This is a genomic window from Caballeronia sp. dw_19 (genome assembly GCF_018449515.1).
Taxonomy (GTDB): domain Bacteria; phylum Pseudomonadota; class Gammaproteobacteria; order Burkholderiales; family Burkholderiaceae; genus Caballeronia.
Genome location: NZ_JAAVUQ010000019.1, coordinates 1 through 15,022 on the forward strand (window position 1 = coordinate 1; position 15,022 = coordinate 15,022).

At 61.8% G+C, this 15,022-nt stretch carries 12 protein-coding genes; 9 read left to right on the forward strand and 3 right to left on the reverse strand.

Translation table 11 applies throughout. The features are described 5' to 3' along the window. Positions 1–238: 238 nt before the first annotated feature. Positions 239–1,399, reverse strand: a complete 1,161-nt coding sequence (locus HB376_RS23330; protein ID WP_213766039.1) for a branched-chain amino acid ABC transporter substrate-binding protein — start codon at positions 1,397–1,399, stop codon at positions 239–241. Positions 1,400–2,155: 756 nt separating this feature from the next. Between HB376_RS23330 and HB376_RS23335 the strand changes: the two genes are divergently transcribed. From HB376_RS23335 to HB376_RS23375, 9 genes are all read left to right on the forward strand, one after another. Continuing rightward, positions 2,156–3,697 carry a carbohydrate porin gene (locus HB376_RS23335; RefSeq protein ID WP_213766040.1) on the forward strand — a complete coding sequence of 514 codons (1,542 nt, stop codon included), beginning with the start codon at positions 2,156–2,158 and terminating at the stop codon, positions 3,695–3,697. A gap of 38 nt (positions 3,698–3,735) precedes the next feature. Continuing rightward, positions 3,736–4,899, forward strand: coding sequence for an SMP-30/gluconolactonase/LRE family protein (locus HB376_RS23340; RefSeq protein WP_255631524.1), 1,164 nt, complete (start codon positions 3,736–3,738; stop codon positions 4,897–4,899). Positions 4,900–4,954: 55 nt separating this feature from the next. After that, the gene (gene efeB, locus HB376_RS23345) at positions 4,955–6,226 is read left to right on the forward strand and encodes an iron uptake transporter deferrochelatase/peroxidase subunit (RefSeq protein WP_213766041.1); all 1,272 of its coding nucleotides are present in this window, start codon (positions 4,955–4,957) and stop codon (positions 6,224–6,226) included. 73 nt (positions 6,227–6,299) lie between these two features. Then, a complete protein-coding gene (locus HB376_RS23350) occupies positions 6,300–7,325 on the forward strand; it encodes an iron ABC transporter substrate-binding protein (protein WP_213766042.1) in 1,026 nt (341 codons plus the stop codon). Between the two features lie 12 nt (positions 7,326–7,337). Then, on the forward strand, positions 7,338–8,981 hold the full coding sequence (locus tag HB376_RS23355; RefSeq protein WP_213766043.1) for an iron ABC transporter permease: 1,644 nt from the start codon (positions 7,338–7,340) through the stop codon (positions 8,979–8,981). A gap of 6 nt (positions 8,982–8,987) precedes the next feature. After that, entirely contained in the window at positions 8,988–10,043 is a 1,056-nt protein-coding gene (locus HB376_RS23360; protein ID WP_213766044.1) for an ABC transporter ATP-binding protein, read from the forward strand. A 73-nt stretch (positions 10,044–10,116) separates the two neighbouring features. After that, a complete protein-coding gene (locus HB376_RS23365) occupies positions 10,117–10,548 on the forward strand; it encodes a MarR family transcriptional regulator (RefSeq protein WP_213766045.1) in 432 nt (143 codons plus the stop codon). 69 nt (positions 10,549–10,617) lie between these two features. Continuing rightward, positions 10,618–11,322, forward strand: a complete 705-nt coding sequence (locus HB376_RS23370; protein WP_213766046.1) for an SDR family oxidoreductase — start codon at positions 10,618–10,620, stop codon at positions 11,320–11,322. Between the two features lie 30 nt (positions 11,323–11,352). Beyond that, positions 11,353–12,540 (forward strand): thiolase family protein, encoded by a 1,188-nt coding sequence (locus HB376_RS23375; protein ID WP_213766047.1) that lies wholly within the window; start codon positions 11,353–11,355, stop codon positions 12,538–12,540. Between the two features lie 161 nt (positions 12,541–12,701). Here the strand turns inward: HB376_RS23375 and HB376_RS23380 are convergent, their stop codons facing one another. Both HB376_RS23380 and HB376_RS23385 read right to left on the reverse strand, forming a co-directional pair. Next, positions 12,702–13,583, reverse strand: a complete 882-nt coding sequence (locus HB376_RS23380) for an NmrA family NAD(P)-binding protein (protein ID WP_213766048.1) — start codon at positions 13,581–13,583, stop codon at positions 12,702–12,704. A 161-nt stretch (positions 13,584–13,744) separates the two neighbouring features. Beyond that, a complete protein-coding gene (locus tag HB376_RS23385) occupies positions 13,745–14,902 on the reverse strand; it encodes an alpha/beta hydrolase (RefSeq protein WP_255631525.1) in 1,158 nt (385 codons plus the stop codon). Positions 14,903–15,022 lie beyond the last annotated feature (120 nt).

A 15,022-nucleotide genomic window follows, 5' to 3' on the forward strand; every position in this document is an offset into this window, starting at 1 on the left:
TAATAGTGATAAAGAGAAAATCCGACTCTCGCAGACCACCACGGCCGAAAGCACCAACCCGCCATTGACCACGACCACTAGCCCAGAACCGACCACCCCAGCACCGCCCCCGCCCACTAACCCCTAAACCGACCATCGCGGCATAGACCCCGACCACTAACACCCAGACCCCCCCAAAGTGCGAACGAAAACCCCCTCGCGCAGCGCCCCCCCCTCTCGCGCTGCGCGCGCCCCCTGGTTACGTCCCGCTCTTCGTCACGATCGGCACCCACGCGCCGCCCTTGACCTGATACATCGTCGACGACGCATTCTTCAACGCGCCATTACTGTCGAAGGCAATCGTGCCCGTAATGCCCGGGAACGAAATAGCCTTCAGCACCGGACGATACACGTTCGGATCGATGGAATTAGCCTTCTGCATGGCATTGATCGCGGCCCACGCAGCGTCATAACCGAACGGCGCATACGAGAGAATCGCCACACCGAAATGCTTCTGGAATTTCTCGGCGAACGCCTTGCCCTGCGGCAGCTTCTCAAGCGGACTGCCGTATTCCCATGCCATCGCACCATCAGAGGCTTCGCCGGCAAGCTTCAGGAAATCCGCATCCATCACGCCACCGCCGCCCACGAACTGCGCATTAATGCCAAGCTGTCTCATCCGCTTCGCCACCGCCGCCGCTTGCCGGTCGAGGCCGCCAAAGAAGATCAGGTCGGTGCCCACACCCTTGAGCGCGGTGAGCTGAGCGCTGAAATCGACGGTCTGGTTGTCACTGTACTGACGCGCGACGATCGTGCCGCCCGCCGCCTTCACCGCTTTCTCGAACTCATCGGCTTCACCCTGGCCGAAGGCCGTCCGGTCGTCGATGATCGAAATCTTCTTCGCCTTCGTCACCGTTACCGCGTACGTTCCGGCGGTCCCGGCGTTCTGGGCATCGCTGGAAATGACAGTAAAGACGTTGTCGAACCCGCGCTGCGTAATGGTCGGATTGGTCGCCGCAGGATCGATCACAGGAATGCCGGCGGTCTGATAGACCTGCGACGCCGGAATCGTCGTGCCCGAATTGAAGTGGCCGACGACAACGGCTACACCGCCATCCACCAGTTTTTGCGCCGCCTGCACGCCGATCCGCGGGTCGGCCTGGTCGTCTTCCGCCTGAATGACAAAGTTGGCCGTCTTGCCGCCAATCTGGATCTTCTTTGCATTCGCTTCATCCAGCGCCAGTTGCACGCCGTTTTGCAGGTCCTTCCCGTAACCGGCGTTCGCGCCCGTCAGCGGGGCGGCAAAGCCGACCTTGACGTCGAACGTGTCGGCAGCGGCGGACAGCGGCAACCCGCCCAAGGTGGCGGCGGCACACGCAAGAATCCAGGCAAGCGGTTTGAGATTGGTTCGAAGATGCATTTTTATTCTCCTTCGGGGTTGAACAGGTCCGGCGAGCAGGGCGGTTAAGTTTCGCTTTCGCGTTTTGGTCTTATCTACACGTTTTCAACTCCATTTCCCGATACACGACTGCACCACGGCGAGCTTCCCGCAAGCAAGACGGGGTTTGCCCGTGCGCCATCATTATCGTGTGGACGAAAAAACCGGTTGAGCTTGTTGAACGAACTCGCGGACGACCAGCAGCAGATGCAATTTAGGAAGCCAAATTAGCGGCGTCTTGGCAGTTCATCGCATCGGCAATGCGGATTTCGGCATAGCGGGTTTAAGCGGATTGCCGAGGCTCGCGGAGCTGGCACTGCCGCCGCCGTGGTTGACGTGCTCCGGCAATACCCTGATGCACCCGATCACCTACCCGGTTCGACCCTGAAGATTGCGGCACAAACCGAACGCGCTTAAACGACAAAGACGTGTGATCTCCTCGTTATTCATATATATCGAATACATTACTAAATTATTTCAAATAAATATGTTAGTAAGCCGTAATAAATTGCTTTTGTAAGGGATTTTTCACCTCTATGTAATTATAATGAGAATCGTTCTCATTTATATTGACGTTCAAACTTTGCGTGGGTACGATTCGCTTCGCCGGTGCCTTCTGGATGGTGGCCCGGAGGACGTTTCAGCGCTGATGTGCGGGGTTATCGCGCATGTCGTCGTAACGTCTTTAGAACAATCAACACGACGCGTTAGTGCCGTCGCAACAAGAAGAGGATTTCGATGCAACCCGTCCAGCTCGCTCCGCGCAAATCGCGACACGATTCGCGCCCTGACGCGACCCTGCGCGCTGCCAACCAGCGCCGTGGTGCGCCTTTTCGCCGGGCAGTGCTCGGTACCAGCCTGGCGTTGTTCGCGCTGGCTTCATCGGCGGCATTCTCGGCGGCATTTGCCGCGGGCGCGCCGGCCAATCCGGACGCAACCCCTTCCGATGCCCCCGAAGCCGACCTGAACATCCAGGCGCAACAGGCGGGTCAGTGGACCGGCACATGGGGTCGCTCCACCCTGCTCGGCGACATGGGCGGCATCCGCTCATTCCTCGGCCAATATGGCGTGACGCTGCAAGCGACGGAAGTATCGGAATATCTGGACAACACGCGCGGTGGCCTGAAAACCGGCGGCACGTATGACGGGCTGACCACCGTTACCCTCGGTCTCGATACGCAAAAGGCCTTCGGCCTGCCGGGCGGCACGTTCAACGCGAGCGCGCTGCAAATTCATGGCCGTAACCTGAGCGAGTTCAACCTCGGTACGCTGAACACCGCGAGCGGGATCGAAGCGCAGGACACCACGCGCCTGTGGGAGCTCTGGTACCAGCAGTCGTTCCTGAACAAACGCGTGGACGTGAAGGTCGGCCAGCAAAGTATTGACCAGGAATTCATGGTCAGCAGCTATGCCGCCACGTTCGTGAACACCATGTTCGGCTGGCCGGGCCTGCCGTCGTATGACATGCCTTCGGGCGGTCCGGCGTATCCGCTGTCCGGACTTGGCGTGCGCGTACGCGGCCAGATCTCGCCTTCATTGACGGCGCTCGCAGGCGTGTTCGACGCAGATCCGCTCGGCAACAACCCGAACAATCTCAGCGGCACGAACTTCAACGTGCATAACGGCGCGATGTATATCGGCGAATTGCAGTACTCGATCAATCAGCCGTCCGATGGCGAGATGGTCGGCGTGCCGCAAAACGGTTTGCCCGGGACGTACAAGATCGGCTTCTGGTACAACAACGAACGCTTCGCTGACCAGAGCACTGACAACACTGGCCTGTCGCTCGCGAATCCGCTGAGCACGGGTACGCCGCAAAACCATAACGGCAACTACAGCTTTTACGCCGTCGCGGATCAGATGATCTGGCGTCCGGACCCCGACGAGCCGCGTAGCATCGGCGTGTTTGCGCGCGTGATGGGCGCGCCGGGCGACCGCAACCTGGTGAGCTTCAGCGCCAACGCGGGCATTGTGATGAAAGCCCCGTTCGCCGGCCGCGACAACGACAGCGTGGGCCTTGGCCTCGCCTACATCAAGGTCGGCAACCACGTGCATGACCTCGATATCGCGGCTGCAGCCGCAAGCGGCGGCCCGTACGGTATCCGCACGCAGGAAACCGCGGTCGAGGCGACCTATCAGTACCAGGTCAATCCGTGGTGGGTCATGCAGGGCGATCTGCAATACACCTTCAACGCGGGCGCCGGCCAGAATCCGAACGATCCCACGCAGCCGTTGCGCAACACGCTCGTCGTCGGCGTGCGCACCACTATCACTTTCTGATCGGCGTGATCTTGAACGCACGCACCCGAGGCTTTTGTATGAAACAACTTATCAAATCCAGAGCGCTTTCGGCCACGCTTTCGACCGCGCGTTTGGCCCTTACGTCAGCGGCGTTGCTGGCTGGCGGTCTTGTCAGCAGCGTGGCGCACGCAGCGCCGATCGGCTTTCTCGAGACGCTGCACAAGCACACCACGCTCATCAACACCGTGCCGTCCAACGGCGACCAGAACCCGTATGCAATCGTGGTCGCGCCGGTATCGTCGGGCACGGTCAAGCAGGGTGACGTGCTGGTAGGCAACTTCAACAACGCCGCGAACCTGCAGGGTACCGGCAGCACGATCATCAACTATCATCCCGACACCAATCAGATGACGGTGTTCGCCACCGTGCCGCGCGACCTGAAGGACTGTCCGGGCGGTATCGGCCTGTCCACCGCGATGACCATGCTGAAGTCGGGCTGGGTGATCATCGGCAGCACGCCAAGCAATGATGGAACGACCGGCACCAAGGGCGCGGGCTGCCTGATCGTGCTCGACAACCAGGGCAAGGTGGCGTCCACTATTGTGAGCGCGAACATCAATGACCCGTGGGGCAACATGGCGGTCGTCGATAACGGCGATCACGCGACGCTGTTCGTGAGCAATGCGGGCTTCGGCGTGGGCGGAGCGGACGGCAACCCGCCGGTGTTCAAGCAGGCGACCATCCTGCGTCTTGACCTCGATATCCCGCAAGGCAAGGCGCCGGTGGTCAAGCAGGAAACGGTGATCGCCAGCGGTTTCGGCGCGCAGGCTGACAAGGGCGTGTTCCTGGTTGGTCCGACGGGCTTGGCGTTATCGCAGGATCAGAAGCTGCTGTATGCGTCCGATGCCATCGGCAACCGCGTGACGGAAATCGATGAACCCATGACCCGCGATACCAGCGCGGGTGTCGGCCGCGAACTGACCGCCGATGGTTTCCTGCATCGGCCGCTCGCGATGGTGACGGCGCCCAACGGTCACTTGTTGGTCACGAATGCGTTGAACGGCCAGGTGGTGGAGATCGATCCGGCGACGGGCAAGCAACTGTATGCACGCTGGATCGATACCGACAAAGCGCAATCGCCGCCGGGCAATGGTGACCTGTTCGGCATCGCGATGACGCCTGAAGGCGATGGTTTTTATTACGTACAGGACGATGTAAACACGCTGGTCCTGGCGAAGTAACGCAAAGCAAGTAAAGTCAAGCAAAGCGAAGTAATTAGCAAAGCAGGGCGACATCATGGCAAACGATCAAGATTCACCACGCCGGCGCTTTCTGAAAGCCGGCGTTGCTGCGGGTGCGGCGTTAGGCGCAGGTTCCGTCGCGCACGCCGCGACCAAGGCACAGTTCAAGCAACCCGTCGACCCGATGCTCGTGGTCGAGCCGTTTTTCGGCGAGCACCAGGCGGGTATCGTGACGCCGCAGCAGAGCCACACCTATGTGGCGTCACTCGATCTGACGACCGACAAACGTGAGGAAGTGATCGGCCTTCTGAAAACGTGGACGGACGCGGCCGCGCGCATGTCGCGTGGCGACACGGCCAAGCCTTTGCCGACCGATGACAAAGCCGCACCCGATTCCGGCGATATCCTCGGCCTCGGTGCAGCGGGCCTCACGATCACGTTCGGTTTCGGCCCGGGGCTTTTCACGCACGAAGGCAAGGATCGCTACGGCCTGGCGAAGCGCCGGCCTGCCGCGCTGGTCGACCTGCCGCGCTTTAACGGCGACCAGTTGCTGCCGCAGAAAACCGGCGGCGACATCCTGATCCAGGCTTGCGCCAACGACGCTCAAGTTGCATTCCATGCCGTGCGCCAACTCTCACGCATGGGCTACGGCATTGTCGCCATGCGCTGGGGTCAGGCGGGTTTCCTCTCCGGTCCGCGTGGCCAGACACCGCGCAACCTGATGGGCTTCAAGGACGGCACCAACAATCCATCGACCGCGCAACCGGCGCTGATGAATCAGTTCGTGTGGGCCAACGCGCCCGACGCGCCGTGGATGAACGGCGGCACGTACACCGTCGTGCGCCGTATCCGTATCACGCTGGAACATTGGGACACAATGGAGCGCGGGTTCCAGGAACAGGTGATGGGCCGCGAGAAATACAGCGGCGCGCCGATCGGCAAGAAGAATGAATTCGATGCGCTGGACCTCGATGCCGCCGATAAAGACGGCAACCAGGTGATCCCGGAAAACTCGCATGTGCGTCTGTCGAACCAGGCGACGAATAACGGTGCGCAGATCCTGCGCCGTTCGTATTCCTACAACGACGGCACCGATTTTTATATCGAGCGGTGGCCGCCGTGGCGCCAGGAAACCGAGTACGACGCGGGGCTGATCTTCGTCGCGCATCAAGCCGATCCGCGCACCGGTTTCATTCCTATCAATGACCGGCTGGCGAAGTTCGACATGATGAATCAGTTCACCACGCACGTGGGCAGCGCGGTGTTCGCGTGCCCGCCGGGCGTGCGGCCGGGGTCGTTTATCGGCGCGGGGCTGTTTGAAGCCTGAATTGAGGCAAGTTGAAGTAATAAAGCACACGCCGGCGGCAAGCCGGCGCACCACAACAAAAGGAATGACTTTAATGAACTCCACACGCTCCCTGCCCGTGCTGCGCACGCTTTGCGGCATCGCGGTGCTGGCTGCCGCAGCGGCATTGCCGCTGAACGCAGAAGCGGCGACGCTGACCCTGTACAACGCGCAACACGAGCAGGTCGTGGCCGCGCTGGCGAAGGACTTCGAGAAGCAAAGCGGCATTTCGGTGAAGGTCCGTAACGGCGAAGGCCCTGCCATGGCGGCGCAACTGGTCGCGGAAGGATCGGCTTCTCCCGCCGATGTCTACTTCACCGAGAATTCGCCCGAACTGATGTTGCTCGACGAGAAAGGCTTGCTCGCCAAGACCGATGCCTCCACGCTCTCGACCATCCCGTCGCGCTACAACTCGCCGCAGGGCGACTGGGTCGGCGTGCTCGCGCGTGAAAACGTGCTGGTCTACAACACGAAGAAGATCGATGCGGCGCAACTGCCGGCATCGCTGATGGATCTGGCCAAGCCGGAATGGAAAGGCAAGGTCGGCATTGCTCCGAGCGATGGCGATTTCCTGCCGGTGGTCAGCGCAGTGATCGCGATGAAGGGCGAAGCGCAAGCGCTGGACTGGCTCAAGGGCCTGAAGAAAAATTCGCAGATCTTCGATGACGACGAAGGCGTGGTGGCAGCAGTGAATCGCGGCGGCGTGGCGACGGGCGTAGTGAACAACTACTACTGGGCGCGCCTGCACGTGCAACTCGGCGACAGCGCGACTCGCAGCGCGATCTATCACTTCGGCAACGGTGACGTGGGCGCGCTTGTGAACGTATCGGGCGCGGCGGTATTGAAGTCGAGCCAGAACCAGAAGGAGGCGCAGCAATTCCTGGCGTATCTCGTCAGCGAGCGAGCGCAGGACCTGATGGCCAAGGGCAAGATCGCGTTCGAATATCCGCTGCATGCAGGTGTTTCTCCCGATCCGCTGCTCAAGCCTTTCGACCAGTTGAGCCCGCCGTCGTTGACGGTTGAACAACTCGGCGATGACAGCAAGGCCGCGAAGCTGATGCGCCAGGCCGGATTACTGTAAGCGTATGCAAGTATGAGCGATGTCGTGAAGGCGGTTGGCGTATCCGCGCTGCCTGAACCCCGCAGCCGCAAACGCGCGCCGCGGGGTTTGCTCGTGGCGGCGGGATTGTGCGCGCTGCTCGTGCTGATGCCGCTCGCCTTCACGGTGTATCGCGCCGTGACGTTCGGCTGGGATGACGCCATCGAGCTGATTTTCAGGCCGCTGGTGGGCGAGCTGCTTATCAACACGCTGTCCATTACCGTGAGCGCCACGCTCGTGTCAGCGGTGGTGGGGACGGCGGCCGCATGGTTTATCGAACGAACGCGTTTGCCGGGGCGGCGTCTTTGGGCTGCGCTCACGGTCGCGCCGCTCGCCATGCCTGCGTTCATCACGAGTTACGCGTGGGTATCGCTGAGCCTCGATTTGCAGGACTTCGCGGGCGCGTTGCTCGTGATTTCCACCGCGTATTTTCCCCTCGTTTATCTGCCTGTCGCCGCCGCCTTGCGCGGCATGGACCCGGCGCTTGAAGAAAGCGCCCGCTCGCTAGGTTGCGGCCGTGTTGGCGTGTTCATGCGTGTGGTGTTGCCGCAATTGCGGCCCGCGCTGCTCGGCGGAATGCTGCTGGTGGCGCTGGGCGTGCTGTCGGAATTCGGCGCGTTCACGCTGCTGCGCTTTCGGACCTTCACTACCCAGATCTACGCCGAATACAGGACGAGCTTCGACAGCAGCGGCGCGTCGGTATTCGCCTGCATCCTCATCGCAATGTGCCTGTTCTGCCTCGCGCTGGAAATGCGCGTGCGCGGCGGCGCACGCTATGAACGCGTCGATCGGGGCGTGAGGCGTGCCGCATTGCGCTACGAACTCGGCGTATGGCGATGGGCGGTGGTCGCCGCGTTTGTCGCGCTGGCGATCGTGACGCTGGGCGTGCCTATCGGCATGATCGGCTTCTGGCTGACGCAAAGCGGCGCTGCGGCCATCACGCCGGCGGAAGTGTCGCCGGAACTGCTGCTCGAATCGACGTTGTCATCGATTGGTTATGGTTGCGCCGCGGCGGTCGTTACCACGCTCGCGTGCGTACCGCTGGCGTTCCTCCTGGTCCGTTTTCCCAGCAGGATCGCGACTACATTCGAACGTATTGTGTTCCTCGCGCAGGGTTTGCCAAGCCTCGTGGTCGCACTGGCGATCGTGTCGCTGGCCGTGCACGCGTTGAGGCCTCTGTATCAAAGCGCTGAACTGCTCGTTGTGGCCTACGCCATTCTGTTCTTGCCGCTCGCGTTGGTCAGCGTGCGCGCGGCGTTTACGCAAGCGCAACCGCGTCTGGAAGAGACCGCTCGGTCGCTTGGGCTAAGCTGGCGCGAAACCGTGCGGCGCGTGCTCTTGCCATTGGCAGGTCCGGGTCTGGGCGCGGGCGCGACGATGGTCTTCATCTCGGTCGTCACCGAACTCAATTCCACGTTATTGCTGTCACCCAGCGGTACACGCACGCTCGCCACGCAAGTCTGGATCGATACGTCCACGCTCGCGTTTGCCGCCGCCGCGCCGTATGCCGCATTGCTCGTGGGCATTTCGCTGGCGGCATCGATCGCGCTGTTTACGTTGCTCGGTCGATCGGCGGTAGCGGGGCGTGCGGCTGTTATAAAAGAAGGTCTACAGGCCGGTTCGCCGCCTGACAAGTAAATCGATATGAGCGAACTTCGCGTTACCAGCCTGACCAAATCCTTCGATGGTCAACCCGTGCTTCATGGCGTCGATTTATCGGTGGAACGCGGCACCCTGCTTGCCCTGCTCGGGCCGTCCGGCAGCGGCAAGACCACGCTGTTGCGGGTGCTCTGCGGCTTCGAACGGGCGGACGCCGGCACGGTTGAAATCGATGGCGTGCGGGTGGCCGGGCCGGGCATTCATGTACCGTCGGAAGCGCGGCGGATAGGCTATGTGCCGCAGGAAGGCGCGCTTTTTCCCCATCTTTCTGTGGCCGATAACATCGTCTTTGGCTTGCCGCGGCAGCAGCGAAGAGCACGGTATCGTGTGGATGAATTGCTGGCGCTGGTCGGCCTGCCCGCTGCGTACGGCGACCGGCCGCCGCAGGCATTGTCCGGTGGCCAGCAGCAGCGCGTTGCGCTTGCGCGCGCACTTGCGCCTTCGCCCTCGCTCGTGATGCTCGACGAACCGTTTTCTTCCCTCGATGCCGCCTTGCGGATCGAAACGCGCGAGGCCGTGACGAACGCGCTTGCGGCCACGGGCGCAACCGCGGTGCTGGTCACGCACGATCAGGCCGAGGCGTTGTCGCTGGGGCACGAGGTCGCGGTGTTGTGGCGCGGCCGTCTCGTGCAGACGGATTCGCCGGAGGCGGTGTATCGGCGGCCGGTGTCGCGTGAGCTGGCGAGTTTTGTCGGCGACGCGGTGATCGTGCCGGGATCGATCGATCATGCGAATTCGAAGCAGGTGGTGTGCGAGTTCGGCACCTTGCCGATCGCACGCGCGATGGCCGCAAGCGATGTCGATGTGATGATCCGGCCGGAGCAGATCCGGATTGTTTCCGATCATCGTTTGAACGGCGATGGTGTTCACGCAGTGGTCGAGAAAGTCGTGTTCTATGGCCACGATGCCAGCGTCATGCTGCGTTCCCTCACGGGCGAGCGCGGGGTGCAGATTCGCGTGGCGGGGCATTCGCATCCGCGTGTCGGCGAGCGCATCGTGCTGTCGGTCGAAGGCGATGTCGTGGCGTATCCCAAGGGGTAATTGAGGGCCGATTCTAATCGCCGGCCGTGTTCCTGGTTTGACAAAGTGCATATACACAACTATTATTGCGTGTATGACTACCCCCGATTTGTCCTACCTCGACTGCAACTGCTTCGCCATCCGTCAGGCGGCACGGTTTGTGTCGCAGCTTTATGAGCGCCACGTCAGCCAGGCAGGCGTGACGGCAGCGCAGTTCACGCTGCTTGCGGCAATCCATCGGCGGCCGGGCGTGACCATGGCGGAACTCGCGGATGCCATGGTGATGGAGCGCACCACGCTGGTCCGGGCGTTGAAACCGTTGCAGCGTGACCGCCTGGTCACGGTCGCGCAGCAAGACGCGAGTACGCGCGCCGTTGCGTTGTCCCTCTCCGACGTCGGCAGAAAGACGCTCGGCGAGGCATCGCTGCGCTGGCGCGAGGCACAGCAGGAATTCGAGGACAAGTTCGGCCGGGAACGCGCCGGGGAACTGAGAAAGTCGCTGCTTGAACTGACATCGATGGAATGAAACAGTCGCCGGCCGTGATGGCTGGCGTTTTTTTGCCTTATTAAGTGCATATGCACTACGGAGATTGGCATGGAAATCAAAGGAAAAGTCGTATTAGTGACGGGCGCGAATCGTGGCCTTGGCGAGCAGTTTGCGAAAGCGTTGCTCGCGGCGGGGGCATCGAAGGTATATGCATCGGCGCGCGATAAAAGCCAGGTCAAAGTGCCCGGCGCGGAAGCGGTGCAGCTCGACGTCACGAATGCGCAGAGCATTGCGGCTGCGGCCGACCGTCTGACCGACGTGCAGGTCGTCATCAACAATGCCGGCGCAATCATTGGCGGTTCGTTGCTCGATAGCGCGTCCATCGACGCCGTGCGCTCGCAGGTCGAGACCAACGCGATCGGTCCGCTTGCCATCACCCAGGCCTTCGCACCGATCCTGAAGCGCAACGGCGGCGGCGCGGTGGTCAACATTCTGTCGGTGCTGAGCTGGCTCACCATCGACAACACGGGTTCGTACAGCGCGTCCAAGTCCGCCGCGTGGGCGATCACGAACGGGTTGCGCACCGAACTGCGCGGGCAGAACACGCTGGTGGTCGGCGTGCATCCGGCGTTTATCGATACCGATATGACCGCGGGAATCGACGCGCCGAAGACATCGCCGGAAGAAGTCGTGCGTCAGGTGCTTGAGGGCATCGAGCAGGGCAAGGAAGAGATTCTTGTCGATGAAGTCGGACGCAGCGTGAAGGCGTCGTTGTCGTCGGCAACACCTGCGTATCTCACGCCGGCGCATTGAGATACGCAGATCAACCAGGAGCGATGAACCATGAGCCAACAACGTGAAATCGTGCTGTGCGAGCCGGTCAGGACCGCGATCGGCGCATTCAACGGCGCGCTGAAAGGCACGCCCGCGACGGAGCTTGGCGCGGCTGTTGTCCGTGAAACCCTGCGGCGTGCCGGGGTTGCGGGACAGGACGTGGACTCCGTCACCTTGGGCAACGTGATCCAGGCGGGCAACCGCATGAATCCGGCGCGTCAGGCGGCGGTGAACGGTGGTTTGCCTGTGGCAGTTCCTGCGCTGACCGTGAACCGCGTGTGCGGCTCGGGCGCACAGGCGATTGTATCGGCGGCTAACGAGATCACCGCCGGTTTCGTGCAGCTCGCGGTGGCGGGCGGCATGGAGAACATGGACCGCGCGCCGTATCTGCTCGATAACGGCCGTTTCGGGTATCGGATGGGCAACGCGGAAATCCACGACAGCATGTTGCGCGATGGTCTCGACGACGCGTTCTCCGGCAAACATTCCGGCTGGCATACGGAAGACCTGGTGACGCAGATGGACATTACGCGCGAAGCGCAGGACCGCTTCGCCGAGCGCTCGCAGCAACGTTTCGCTGCAGCGCAGGCGAAGGGTTGGTTCGCGGCGGAGATTGTCGGCGTTGAGGTGAAGGCGGGCAAGCAAAACGTTATCTTCAATATCGACGAACAGCCGCGCCCGGACACCACGTTCGCGACGTTGAGCAAACTGCGGCCGGCATTTCGCCCCGACGGAACGATCACCGCAGGCAACGCGCCGGGCCTGAACAGCGGTGCAGCGGCGATGCTCGTGGCGGATCGCGCGTTTGCCGAGCGCAAGGGGATCGAGCCATCGGTGCGGCTGGTCGCGTATGGCATTGCGGCGGTCGAACCGGGCATGTTCGGCCTGGGACCGGTGCCTGCCGTGCAGCAGGCGCTGGATCGTGCAGGCTGGAAGCTGGGAGATCTTGAACGTATCGAAATTAACGAAGCGTTCGCCGCCGTGCCTATCGCGGTTGCGCGCAAGCTTGGTTTGCCTGATGACGTCGTGAACCCCGAAGGCGGCGCGATTGCCCATGGCCACGCGATTGGCGCAACCGGCGCGGTGCTGGTCACGCGTCTCGTCCACGCGATGAAACGCGAGGGACTCAAGCGAGCGATGGTGACGTTGTGTATCGGCGGCGGCCAGGGTATTGCGCTGGCGCTGGAAAGCGTTTGATCCGGGTGGGTGAGGGCGAGTTCAGCGCGCTGTCGCTCCAACTTGCTCGACCGCGCGCGCACCCTGGATCCCCACCCGGTGATTGCGGGAAGGCGATCACTGGCCGACGCCGGAACTCCAGCCGATCGTACCGGGCATTTCGGTGGTTCGAGCCCTCTCAGTCAGTCGAACATAGCGGCGTGCTTTCGAATAAACGCCTCGACGGTCATTGGTGGCGTGCCGGTAAGATCCTCGACGACCGTATTCGTGCCTGCGAATACACCGTTCTGGTAATCGACGGCGACTGACATTAAATGCTGGGCAAACGTGTCGCTGAACTTGTCATCGTTATCTAGCCGTTTCTTGAAGAGTTCCAGGTCTATTGGCCGATATGCCACTTCGCGCTTCAAGGCTTTGCTCATCTCCGCTGCAATCTCGTAATGGTTCATCTCTACGGGGCCATGCAATGGATATATCTTTCCTGCGTGCGGCGCAGGATCCCGGAGGATGGCTGCAATGACGCGGCCCTGGTCTTCCGCTGCAATAGGCGCATGCCGCCCCTCGCCGAAAGGAAGTTGCAGCACGCCATCCTTCCTGATGCTTGCCACCTGCCCGGGATAGGTCAGCCATTGCGCGAAAAAGGTAGGGCGAAGGTGCGTAACCGGCGTATCGGACCAGTCAAAGATCCTTTCGGAAATCCAGTGATCGCGCGCGGCATGGCTCTTCGCCTCGCGGCGCGCAGAAATCTGCGACATGTTCACGATTGCGCTGATCCCCGTCTCGCGCGCAGCCTGCGCAAAATAAGCGCTGGCCGAGACGCCGCCTGATTCGATAGGGAACACAAAATAGGCAGAATAGATTCCGTCGAGCGCGCCGCAGACGTCGTCGATATCCGAGAGGTCTCCAACGACGATCTCGACACCCCGCGCCTTCAGCCGTTCAGACCGGTCGTCCTCCTTCCGGACCAATGTCCGAACCAGTTCACCCGCAAGCAGAAGCGCATCCGCCGCGGCCCCGCCGGTATCGCCTGTCGCGCCCGCTACAAAAATTGTCCGGTTAGTCATGGAGCATCTCCAAAAAAATTCTAGTTGGTCCGCGACATCCAGTCGATCCTCAATGAAGGGAACGAGAAGTGACGTCGCAGCTTATGCCTTTCGGTGTAACTTACCTGAGCCTCTTGGGAACGACTCGACAAGACGAGGGAAACAACAGGCCGCGTCGCCTTCTATAGCCCTTTTGCCTCAAGCCACGAACGGATCGCCTGGACAAGTTCGGTCTTGCGCTCGAGCGGGAGCCAGTGGCCGGCGGGCAGGTTCGTTACGGAAAGGTCCTGGCAGGCGCCGCGCATGGGTTCTCCGAGGCGACTGCGGTTGATGTCGGAGATGGCGTCCCAATCGCTGTTGACGAACAACACAGGCTGGCTTATGCGGCCGCCGTCGGGTGCAGCATGGGCATAGGCGATGTTGGCGGTGTCGTTCAGGTACCAGGCATTGACCGAACGGAAACCACTGGCCTGGAACGCCGCGACCAAGGCGTTAAAGTCAGCGGGCGTCCAGAGCGCTGGGTCAGGCGGTGTTGCCGGGGCGCGATGAGCCGAGCCATAACGACCTCCGTTTTTTGTGATCAGGGCGGACGGCGAGACCTGGCCCACGGACGCGGGGTTGCCGCGCCGATAGATCGACGCGAGGGTTGCCGGGATGTCCGCCTCGAAATCGCTAACTGTCTGGCTGAAGTGCGTCAGGTAAAAGCGGAAGTAATCCCACTGCCCGTCCGGATATTGATCGGCGGGATACAACTGACGGTCGATCAGCGGCACGAGATTAGGCAGCGCGAAGCCCTCCGGAAAGTAAGGGACTGAGATCAGCACCACGCCGCGACTGCGCTTCCCGTGGTGCGCGGCTAGCGCTCCGGCCACAGGGCTTCCCCAGTCGTGGCCAACCCAGATTGCCGGGCGCGCGCCCAAATGATCGTGAAGCTCGACCATGTCGTCGACGATCTCGTTCAAGGCGTAGGACTCAGAGGCGGCCGGCGCCGATGAGCCGCCGTAGCCACGCATGTCCGGTGCAACGCAGCGCCAGCCTTCGGACGCGAAGGCCTCGATCTGCGTGCGCCACATGAGGCCGATCCCGGGCCAGCCGTGGAGAAAGATTATCAACGGCCCGTCGGCCGGGCCGGCCTCCAGGTAGCGTGTCGTGTGGCGGCGCGTGCTGAAGCTACGCACGGTCAGGTTAGAGACGTTACTTGAATTAGCGGCGGGGTTTACCGTGCCGCCGGCAGCCACAGATCCAGCCCCAAAAGCTGCTTTACTCATCAGCAGGCTTGCACCAAAGGCGGTTCCACTTTCGAGGAGAGCGCGGCGCGACATAGCTGACATAGCTGACATAGGGAGGTCCCATTTAGTCACGATTGATTATAGGAAAGGCCTGCGGACTCACCTGCTCCGGGTCTGGTCCGCCGCGTTCGCCGGTGTCGCGCGCGCTGATTGCCCGAACTTCCTCTGATA

What these genes read in the sequence shown, in the direction of transcription:
- HB376_RS23330 (WP_213766039.1), bottom strand. Translation starts at nt 1,399, where the DNA reads ATGCATCTTCGAACCAATCTCAAACCGCTTGCCTGGATTCTTGCGTGT.
- HB376_RS23335 (WP_213766040.1), top strand. Translation starts at nt 2,156, where the DNA reads ATGCAACCCGTCCAGCTCGCTCCGCGCAAATCGCGACACGATTCGCGC.
- HB376_RS23340 (WP_255631524.1), top strand. Translation starts at nt 3,736, where the DNA reads ATGAAACAACTTATCAAATCCAGAGCGCTTTCGGCCACGCTTTCGACC.
- efeB (WP_213766041.1), top strand. Translation starts at nt 4,955, where the DNA reads ATGGCAAACGATCAAGATTCACCACGCCGGCGCTTTCTGAAAGCCGGC.
- HB376_RS23350 (WP_213766042.1), top strand. Translation starts at nt 6,300, where the DNA reads ATGAACTCCACACGCTCCCTGCCCGTGCTGCGCACGCTTTGCGGCATC.
- HB376_RS23355 (WP_213766043.1), top strand. Translation starts at nt 7,338, where the DNA reads ATGAGCGATGTCGTGAAGGCGGTTGGCGTATCCGCGCTGCCTGAACCC.
- HB376_RS23360 (WP_213766044.1), top strand. Translation starts at nt 8,988, where the DNA reads ATGAGCGAACTTCGCGTTACCAGCCTGACCAAATCCTTCGATGGTCAA.
- HB376_RS23365 (WP_213766045.1), top strand. Translation starts at nt 10,117, where the DNA reads ATGACTACCCCCGATTTGTCCTACCTCGACTGCAACTGCTTCGCCATC.
- HB376_RS23370 (WP_213766046.1), top strand. Translation starts at nt 10,618, where the DNA reads ATGGAAATCAAAGGAAAAGTCGTATTAGTGACGGGCGCGAATCGTGGC.
- HB376_RS23375 (WP_213766047.1), top strand. Translation starts at nt 11,353, where the DNA reads ATGAGCCAACAACGTGAAATCGTGCTGTGCGAGCCGGTCAGGACCGCG.
- HB376_RS23380 (WP_213766048.1), bottom strand. Translation starts at nt 13,583, where the DNA reads ATGACTAACCGGACAATTTTTGTAGCGGGCGCGACAGGCGATACCGGC.
- HB376_RS23385 (WP_255631525.1), bottom strand. Translation starts at nt 14,902, where the DNA reads ATGTCAGCTATGTCAGCTATGTCGCGCCGCGCTCTCCTCGAAAGTGGA.